Annotated in this window: 7 protein-coding genes; 4 read left to right on the top strand and 3 right to left on the bottom strand. The window is 71.7% G+C overall.

The window, feature by feature from the left end:
- Positions 1–102: 102 nt before the first annotated feature.
- The 3 genes from ACFV2J_RS33150 to ACFV2J_RS33140 all read right to left on the bottom strand — a co-directional run bounded on the left by ACFV2J_RS33150 (position 103) and on the right by ACFV2J_RS33140 (position 1603).
- On the bottom strand, positions 103–450 hold the full coding sequence (locus ACFV2J_RS33150; RefSeq protein WP_385095067.1) for a tetratricopeptide repeat protein: 348 nt from the start codon (positions 448–450) through the stop codon (positions 103–105).
- A gap of 125 nt (positions 451–575) precedes the next feature.
- On the bottom strand, positions 576–1016 hold the full coding sequence (locus tag ACFV2J_RS33145; RefSeq protein ID WP_385095070.1) for a MarR family winged helix-turn-helix transcriptional regulator: 441 nt from the start codon (positions 1014–1016) through the stop codon (positions 576–578).
- Positions 1013–1603 (bottom strand): MarR family winged helix-turn-helix transcriptional regulator, encoded by a 591-nt coding sequence (locus tag ACFV2J_RS33140; protein ID WP_385442128.1) that lies wholly within the window; start codon positions 1601–1603, stop codon positions 1013–1015. Before ACFV2J_RS33140 ends, ACFV2J_RS33145 begins: the two co-directional genes overlap by 4 nt.
- Positions 1604–1792: 189 nt before the next feature.
- Between ACFV2J_RS33140 and ACFV2J_RS33135 the strand changes: the two genes are divergently transcribed.
- From ACFV2J_RS33135 to ACFV2J_RS33120, 4 genes are all read left to right on the top strand, one after another.
- Positions 1793–2758 (top strand): pirin family protein, encoded by a 966-nt coding sequence (locus tag ACFV2J_RS33135; protein WP_385095073.1) that lies wholly within the window; start codon positions 1793–1795, stop codon positions 2756–2758.
- 673 nt (positions 2759–3431) lie between these two features.
- A complete protein-coding gene (locus tag ACFV2J_RS33130) occupies positions 3432–3836 on the top strand; it encodes a lamin tail domain-containing protein (RefSeq protein ID WP_385442125.1) in 405 nt (134 codons plus the stop codon).
- Between the two features lie 407 nt (positions 3837–4243).
- Positions 4244–4975: an alpha/beta hydrolase gene (locus ACFV2J_RS33125; RefSeq protein WP_385095079.1), complete on the top strand. Its 732-nt coding sequence runs from the start codon at positions 4244–4246 to the stop codon at positions 4973–4975.
- A gap of 209 nt (positions 4976–5184) precedes the next feature.
- Positions 5185–9030 carry a S8 family peptidase gene (locus tag ACFV2J_RS33120; RefSeq protein ID WP_385442122.1) on the top strand — a complete coding sequence of 1282 codons (3846 nt, stop codon included), beginning with the start codon at positions 5185–5187 and terminating at the stop codon, positions 9028–9030.
- Positions 9031–9150: the final 120 nt, after the last annotated feature.

Genomic DNA, 9150 nt, shown 5'->3' with positions numbered 1-9150 from the left:
GTACTGGGGACCGGGCCCGCGGGCGGGCCCCCCAACTCCACGCGGGGGCCGCGACACCAGGGTGTCCGGCCCGCGCGTTCGGTCCTCTTCCTCAGGGGGCGATCACACCTGCTCGAAGTCGCCCGCGAGCGCCGAGGCGATCCGCAGATGCGACTCGGCCTCGTCCTGGCGCCCTTGGCGCTCGAGCGTGCGTCCCAGCATCAGCCGGGCGTAGTGCTCCACCGGGTCGAGCTCCACGAGGGTGCGCAACTCCGCCTCCGCGCGGCGCAGTTGAGCCGAGTGGTAGTACGAACGTGCCAGCAGCAGCCGGGGACCGACCTGCTCCGGCACCTCCTCCACCAGCCCGCCCAGGACCCGCGCCGCGCCGGCGTAGTCCTTGGCGTCGAAGAACATCCGCGCCCGCTCCCAGCGCTCCGCGGCCGTCCCGTGGTCGTAGTACTCCATGTCCACCGCTGACCTCCTTCGAGCGACTCAACGGAGCGGATTGGTTGAATATTCCACGAACGTGGAGGCGGAGGCCGGGCGCCCGGCTCCCGGGTGCCCGACCCCCGTTCCCGCTCCCGCGGCCGACGGCCCTACGCGCCCGCGAGCTCCGCGTCGGCCCGTTCCGTGACCAGGGTCAGCACCCGGCCCACGGTCGCCAGGTCCTCGGCCGGGATGCCGGCGTAGAGCCGGGCCGCGATCTCGTTCCCGCTGGTGCGGACCTGCTCGAACAGCTCGCCGCCCTGCTCGGTCAGTGACACCTGACCGGTGGCCGGCTCCGCGAGCAGCCCGAGAGCCGTCATCTCGTCGACGGTCCGGTGGGCCGCCGACTCCTCGATCTTCAGGGCCCCGGACAGGCGGGCCACGAGCCGTGCGCGCTCGACGGGTCCGTCCTGTTCCGAGACGACGCGCAGGGCCACCGACTGGTTGAAGGTGGTTCCGGTGCGGGCGAGCACGGTCTCCAGAACCGCGCGGCTCGCGTAGTGGGCCAGGCCGATGACCTGGCCGTTGACCGGGGGAGTGGTGACGGTCATGACTGCTCCTCGTCGGAACGTTGCTGCTCGGAAGGTTTCTGAGTGGAACGCGCCTGATCGGTAGGTGTGTGGCCGGAAGGTTCGTGGCCCGAACGGCTCCGGCCCGCGTCGGGGTCGGTGGACCGGTCGGTGTGGGGGTCGAGCGATACGCCGAGCAGGATCGCCAGCTCGTCGCCGAACGCACGCGTGCGCTCGCCGTCGAGCCCACCGAGGGGGGCGAGGAGCTGTTCGAGCAGTCCGTGGACCACCCCGATCGCGCGACGGGCGACCGCCTGCCCCTCCTCGGTGAGCGACAGCTGGACGGCCCGGGGGTCGGCCGGATCCCGCGTGCGGTCGACGACGCCGGCCGTCTCCAGGGAACGGGCCAGCTTCGAGACGTAGAGCGGTTCGAGTCCGGTGTGGTCGGCGAGCTGTCGCTGGCTGGGCCGCAGCCCGGCGTGATGCATCCCGTACAGCGACGCGACCAGCGAGTACTGGGCGTGGGTCAGACCCAGCGGCGCGACCGCCCGGTCGACGGCCACCCGCCACTTCGTGGACAGGCGCCAGACGAGGAAACCGGGGGTCGCGTGCTCGAACACTGAACTCATGGGGAAAACAGTACATGGCTACTATGTCCATGGCTACTATTTTTCGGGAGGACGGGACCATGGTCGGAGGCCCGTCCGGCCGTGGTCCTAGGACCGCCCGGCGCCCGGATCGGTTCTGAGCCACGCGCCCGTCCCGCCCGAGGGGGGACGACCTGACGGACGGTCCTCGACGGGGCTAGGTTGTGCGCCATGAGCAATCTTGATCGCGACGCAGTTCCCGCCCTGTGCGGTGGCCGCGGGTTCGTGGTGGCCGAGCCGGTGCGTGAACTCCTCAGTCCCCGCCGGGTCAAGCTCGGCGAGTCCACCGAAGTCCGGCGCCTGCTGCCCAACCTGGGCCGACGCATGATCGGCGCGTGGTGCTTCGTCGATCACTACGGTCCCGACGACATCGCCGACGAGCCGGGTATGCAGGTCCCGCCGCACCCGCACATGGGACTGCAGACGGTCAGCTGGCTGCACGAGGGCGAGGTGCTGCACCGTGACTCCACGGGCAGCCTGCAGACGATCCGCCCGCGCGAACTCGGCCTGATGACCTCCGGCCGGGCCATCAGCCACTCCGAGGAGAGCCCCAAGTCGCACGCCCGCCTCCTGCACGGGGCGCAGCTGTGGGTCGCCCTCCCCGACGGCCACCGGAACACGGACCCGCGCTTCGAGCACCACGCCGAGCTGCCCCTCGTCACGGCGCCCGGTGTCAAGGCCACGCTCATCCTGGGCACCGTCGACGGCACGACCTCGCCCGGCACGACGTACAGCCCGATCGTCGGTGCCGACCTGGCCCTGGCGAACGGCGCCGACGTACGTCTGCCGCTGGAGCCCGACTTCGAGTACGCCGTGCTGTCCATGTCGGGCGAGGCCCACGTCGACGGAGTGCCGGTCCTCCCCGGCTCGATGCTCTACCTCGGCTGCGGCCGCACCGAACTGCCCCTGCGCGCCGCGTCGGACGCGTCCCTCATGCTCCTCGGCGGTGAGCCGTTCGAGGAGGAGCTGATCATGTGGTGGAACTTCATCGGGCGCACCCAGCAGGAGATCGAGGACGGCCGCAAGGACTGGATGGAGGGCTCCCGCTTCGGGGAGGTGCACGGCTACGCCGGCGACCGGCTGTCCGCTCCCGAACTCCCGCCGGTGCCGCTGAAGCCACGAGGCCGGGTGCGCTGACCTGCCGTCACATTCCTCGAACGGGTGTCCGTGACCCGTGACGGGCGTTCCCCTGAGTGGGCGCGGCCGGGGGAGAGGCATGTCCGGCGGCCGCCGGCGTGGCGGCCCGTGAGCCTGGAAGCCCCGGAAGGTGACCGAGACGTCGTCGGCGGCGAGGGGGGAAGCCGACGGCGCGCTTTGGTCCTCGCGCGGCACGGCACGGTGGAGCACGCTGTCCGTGATCCTCTTTCGGGTGATGGGTGGGTGTGGGGTGGGGTGGTGGGTGGTGGTGGTTGTGGTGGTGGGTCGTTGGGGGGTAAGGGGTGTGGGTCGGTTGGGGCGTCAACTTGGTGCGTTCATGGGGTGAATGGACGGTACATGTGAGTGTTACGGCGATATGGATGATCCGTAACGTGGGTCCGTGTATCGCCCGCATCGGGTGGTGGTGGGGGCATGGTGTGGGTGTCGGCCGGTAAGGGCCGGCTGTACTACTCGCACACGCAGCTCTTCCTGTGCGGCCTTGTGGTTTGTGGGTCGTGTGGGTGGGGGTGCCAGCACCATGTAGGGGGACTTCATGTCCGCATCTGTGACTGTCCGTCGTCTTGCCGCTGCTGCGGTGACCGTGGCCGCGGTGGCGGGGGCGTCGGTGTTGCCGGCTTCCGCGGCCGATCATGGTCCGCGGTCGCGGGCGGCGGTGCAGATCAGCAGTGTGCATTACGACTCCGGGGATCGTCACCACCGTTCGGACCTGAACGACGAGTGGGTGGCCATCACCAACACGACGCGTCAGACGGTGAATCTGGACCGGTGGACGCTGTCGGACCGTGACGGGCGTACGTACACGTTCCGTCACTACCGTCTGGGTGGCCGGGCGACGGTGCGTGTCCACACGGGTGTGGGTCGTGACTCGTTCCGTGACTTGTATCAGGACCGTCGTAACTCGGTGTGGGACAGGCGTGCCGACACCGCGACCCTGCGCAACGACCACCGTCGTCTCGTCGACACCGTGACCTGGGGCGGCCACCACGGCGGCGGCCACGGCGACGGACACGGAGGCGGCCACGGCAACGGCAACGGCCACGGAGGCGGCCACCGCTGACCCCGCTCCACGCCTGACCGCACCATCCGCACACCGGTAGACCACCACCCGACGGCGCGCCACCGGCCCACCCGGCCACGGCGCGCCGTCGGCGTGTCGTCCTCCGCGCTGCCGCCCGCTGGGTCGCCCGAAATCCCTGTACGGATGGAGCAGTTCAGCGCGCGCGGTGGCCCGTGCCGTCTTCGGCGCACGGGCCCGGGAGCCGGCCGGTGCCGCGCGGGTGGCGTCCGCCCCGGCCACGTCGTCGACCTGACGGAGACGGGCGTCTCCGTGATACCTTCAGCGCCGCCGTGCGCCACGCCGAACCAGGGAGGTGAGACCGATCAACGCTGTGACAGGTCGGGCCTCCCTCTCCCGTACGCCCTAGGGAGTGCCCGTAGAAGGCACCCCGAAAGGCTTGAAACACCATGCACTTCACCTCCTCGACGTCCTTCGACGGCGTCCGCGAACAGCTCTTCACCCTCGACGGGACTCCCGGCGTGCTCTGGACGCCGGAGGGCGCCACCGGGACCCGGCCGCTCGTCCTGATGGGACACGGCGGCGGACAGCACAAGAAGGCTCCCGACCTGCTGGTCCTCGCGCGCCGCATCGTGACCGAGTGCGGATTCTCGACCGTGTCGGTCGACGTCCCCGGCCATGGCGACCGGCCGCTGGACGAGGAGTACGACCGGATCGTGACCGAGAACCGGGCTCGCGTCGCCGCCGGTGAGGAACTGGCCCCGCTGATCGCGGACTTCCAGGCACTCGTCGCACGCCGGACCGTCCCGGAATGGCGGGCGGTCCTGGACGCGGTCCAGCGGCTCGAACACGTCGGTCCCGGACCCGTGGGCTACTGGGGTGTCTCGCTGGGGTGCGGACTCGGCGTCCCGTTCGTCGCCGCCGAACCCCGGGTCCGTGCCGCCGTACTGGGGCTGGGCGGGGCCTCGGCTTCGGCCGGGGACGCCGCGCGCGTCACCGTGCCGGTGGAGTTCCTGGTGCAGTGGGACGACGAGCGGGTACCGCGGGCCCAAAGCCTGGCGCTGTTCGACGCGTTGGCCTCGGCGGAGAAGACGCTCCACGCCAACGTCGGCCGGCACGGGGAGGTCCCGGCCTTCGAACAGGACAGCGCGCTGCGGTTCTTCGCCCGGCATCTCGCCTGACGCTCGGCGTCGGACGCCACACACGTCAGGGTCTCCCTCCGCGGTGTCACAGCGCGGGGGAGACAGGCACCACGACGCGCCGTGCCCCGCCCTGTCGCCGTTGGGACATGTCGCATCCGTGACAGGCGAGATCAGTGACATGTTCCGTGACACCAGCGGATTCTGTCGAACAGCGCATGACCTCGAGCTGTATGAAGGGTGCTTGACTGATGGCATGGATGCGCCTATCGGCGGCAATATCGACCGTACTGGTGGCGACGATCGGAGGTGTGTCGCCCGTCTCCGCCGGCACGAGCACGGACGGAACGGCGCGGATCACCGCCCGCGACAAGGCGGTCTCCGCCACGGTGCGCCTGCTGACCGGCGACCGGGTGACCGTGACCACGCTGCCCGGCGGACGCCACACCGCGTCGGTGCAGCCCGGACCCGGGCGCGAGAGCATCCCCTTCCGGACACTGGAGGGGGACGACAAGGCGCTCACCGTACTGCCGTCCGACGCCGAGGCGCTGGTGACCGCGGGCACGCTGGACCGTCGGCTCTTCGACGTGACGGCCCTGATCGCCGAGGGCTACGACGAGGCCCACACCAACGCGCTTCCCCTGATCGTCTCCTCCAAGCCGTCGGCGAACGGAGCCAGGAGCACCGCTCGGGCGACACGGGCCGCCGGGAACACCGCCGACCGGCTGGCCGCGCTCAACACCTCCGCGACGCCCGTCCGTGACCTGGCGAGCATCGACGCGCGGTCGCTGCGGGTCGCCGACGACGACCTCGGCACGTTCTGGAAGACGCTGAACACCGGCGCGGCGTCGGACGCCGCGCGTGCCGCCGTCACCCCGAAGGTCTCGCTCGACGGCAGGGTCGGGGCCGTACTGGACCGCAGCACCGCGCAGATCAACGCCCCCGCCGCCTGGAAGGCGGGCTACGAGGGACAGGGCGTCAAGGTCGCGATCCTCGACACCGGTGTCGACGCGAACCACCCCGACCTGGCCGGACGCATCGCGGAGGCCAAGGACTTCTCCGGCAGCACGAGCACGAACGACGGCTTCGGCCACGGCACGCATGTCGCCTCGATCGTCGGAGGTACGGGCGCCGCGTCCGGCGGGACCCGGCGCGGGGTCGCGCCCCGCGCCGACCTCCTCATCGGCAAGGTGCTGGGCGACGACGGCTACGGCAGTGAGTCCTCCGTCATCGACGGCATGGAGTGGGCCGCCGCCCAGCACGCCAAGGTCGTCAACATGAGCCTCGGTTCGGGCACCCCCACCGACGGCACCGACTCCATGAGCGAGGCCGTCAACGCCCTGACCGCGTCGACCGACACGCTCTTCGTCGTCGCCGCGGGCAACGAGGGCCCCAGCATGTCCACCGTCAGCTCGCCGGGCGCGGCCGACGCCGCGCTGACCGTCGGTGCCGTCGACCGTGACGATTCCCTCGCCTCCTTCTCCAGCCGCGGTCCGCGCCTGATCGACGCGGCCGTCAAGCCCGACGTGACCGCCCCCGGCGTCGGCATCGTCGCCGCCCGGGCCGCCGGCACCACCATGGGCACCCCGGTCGACGCCAACTACACCTCCGCGTCCGGCACTTCGATGGCCACCCCGCATGTCGCAGGAGCCGTCGCGCTGTTGGCCCAGCAACACCCCGGCTGGGGAGCGCAGCAGCTCAAGGACGCCCTGATCAGCACCGCCCACGAGGTGCCCGGGACCAAGGTGACCGAGCAGGGCGGCGGCCGCATCGACCTGGCCACCGCCATGGGCCCGGTCACGGCCACCGGGTCCGTCACCCTCCCGCCGGTCCAGGTCGGTGCCGGCAAGAAGCAGCAGCAGGCGGCCACCGTCCGCTACACCAACACGGGTGACCACGCGGTCACGCTCTCCCTGGCGGCCTCCCTCGCCACCAACACGGGGCGCGTGCTGCCGGACGGCGTGGTCGGCGTCGGCAGCGGCAAGGTGCAGCTCGCGCCGGGCGCCACGGCCGACGTGCCGCTGAGCCTCGACGGCACGAAGGCCACCCGGGGCCAGTACTACGGCTACGTCACCGCGACCTCCTCCGACGGCACCGTGCTCACCCACACCACCCTGGCCCTGAACGCGCACGGCGCGCTGCACAAGCTCACCGTGATCGCCCGCGACCGCGACGGCAAGGTCATGGAGGGCGCCGCCCCGACGATCTGGGGCGCCGACGGCTTCGTGAACTACACCAGCCTGGAACCGGCCGTCGCCGAAGTGGAGGAGGGCACCTACCAGGTCAGCTTCAACACGATCGACAAGGCGGCCGACGGTGAGGAACTGCGCGAGGTCGTCAACCCGGAGGTGAAGGTCACCAAGGACATGTCGGTGACACTCGATGCCGCCGACACCGTTCAGGTACAGATCCGCACGCCCCGCCCCGCCGAACAGCGCGGAGTGCTCAGCTACCAGACGTACCGGAAGATCGACGGCAACGGCCTCATCCAGGGCGTGATGTACTTCGACGTCGCCCAGCGCATCTACGTCAGCCCCACCGCCCGCGTCACCGACGGAGACTTCGAGTTCGCCTCGCGCTGGCAGATGGTGGCCCCCCAACTGCGGGCCAAGGTCCCCGGCACGCCGCTCGCCTTCACCCCGTACTACGTGGACGCCTCCCCGGCCTTCGGCGACAAGGGAGCACGGCTGACCGCGGTGGACGCCGGCGACGGCACGGCCGCCGAGCTCCGCGCCGCCCATGTACGCGGCAAACTGGCCGTCGTCCGCTGGCACTTCACCGACGACCGGGCGCTCGCGCGGGCGGCGGCGGACGCCGGGGCCAAGGCACTCGTACTGGTGATGGAGGACGGCTTCTACCCCTGGACACGGTGGAGCCCGACGGGGGACCGGATGGCGCTGCCCACCATGCGCGCCGGCGCGGCGGAGGGCACCGCGCTGCTCAAGCGCGCCAAGGCGAGGTCCACCACGGTGGAGTTCACCGGCACGGTCCGCAGCCCGTACCTCTACGACGTCATGCAGGTGTCCAAGGGCTTCGTCCCCAAGCCGCTGGTGTACACCGTCTCCGAGCGCGAGAGCGCCGTGGTCCGGAGCACCTACACCCGCACGGGTGCCACGTCCTGGGCGGGCGAGCAGCGCTTCGGGTGGCGGCCGTACCAGGACACCGCCTGGAACCAGTACACCCGCTACGTCCCGACCGGCCAGGAGCGCGTCGAGTACGTGACCGGCGGCGACACCCTGTGGCGTCAGACCGTCCGTCACAACGTCGTCGGCGACCCCGACATGCCGCTGATGGCCGGCATGAGCGATGTGCCGCGTACCTACCGGCCCGGCCAGAACGTCACGGAGCGGTGGTTCGGAGCGGTGGTCCGCCCGTCGATCCCGCGGGGCGCGGCCTGGCAGTCGGTGCGCAACGGCGACACCCTGTCGGTGTTCGTCCCGGAGTTCACGGACTCCGGCACGGGCCACTGGGCGTTCGGTGAGGTCCCCAGCGGGGGTGTCGGCAGTGGCATCCGCGCCGGTTCCCCGGCCGCCGCGGCGGCCGACCTGCCCGACACGGCCACGGCGGTGCTGTACCGGAACGGGAAGCAGGTCGCCGCGTCCGACAACGGCGCGTGGGGCGACATCGAGGTGCCCGGGGGCGACGCCGCGTACCGGCTGGACCTGACCACCGCCCGCGTCTCCGACGACTGGGACTTCGCCACCGGCACCCGCACCTCGTGGACGTTCCGCTCGGGCACCGCGGCCACGGCGGCCCTGCTGCCGCTGCTCCAGGTGGACTACACCGTCCCCGTGGACGCGCGGAACGCGGTGGGCCGGGGACGCACGCACCGCCTGGGTCTGACCGTCCGGATGCAGGACGGCATGAAGGCACCGAGCGGGGTGACGCTCAAGGTCGAGACGTCGTACGACGGCGGGCGGACCTGGGCCACCGCGTCGACGGCCCGCAAGGGCACCGGCTTCAGCGCCACCGTGGAGCGGCCGGCCCGCGTGAAGGGCGACGCGTACGTGACGTTGCGGGTCACCGCGAAGGACGCGGCCGGGAACACCGTCCGGCAGACGGTGGACCGCGCCTACCTGCACCCCGGCACACGGTGACCGTGACCGTGGACCGTCCCTCCTGACCGCGGGGTGGGGGGCGGGGCGGCGGCCCCCCCCCCCCACCCCCAACGTGAAGGTCCCCCCCCGCCCCGCCCGCCGCCCGACCCCCGGGGGGCC

It is taken from the genome of Streptomyces sp. NPDC059668 (genome assembly GCF_042734135.1).
GTDB lineage: Bacteria > Actinomycetota > Actinomycetes > Streptomycetales > Streptomycetaceae > Streptomyces.
This window is presented reverse-complemented; position numbering and strand designations above follow the sequence as displayed.

Coding starts and splice junctions, on each gene's coding strand:
- ACFV2J_RS33145 (WP_385095070.1), bottom strand. CDS start 1,016: ATGACCGTCACCACTCCCCCGGTCAACGGCCAGGTCATCGGCCTGGCC.
- ACFV2J_RS33125 (WP_385095079.1), top strand. CDS start 4,244: ATGCACTTCACCTCCTCGACGTCCTTCGACGGCGTCCGCGAACAGCTC.
- ACFV2J_RS33120 (WP_385442122.1), top strand. CDS start 5,185: ATGGCATGGATGCGCCTATCGGCGGCAATATCGACCGTACTGGTGGCG.
- ACFV2J_RS33135 (WP_385095073.1), top strand. CDS start 1,793: ATGAGCAATCTTGATCGCGACGCAGTTCCCGCCCTGTGCGGTGGCCGC.
- ACFV2J_RS33140 (WP_385442128.1), bottom strand. CDS start 1,603: ATGAGTTCAGTGTTCGAGCACGCGACCCCCGGTTTCCTCGTCTGGCGC.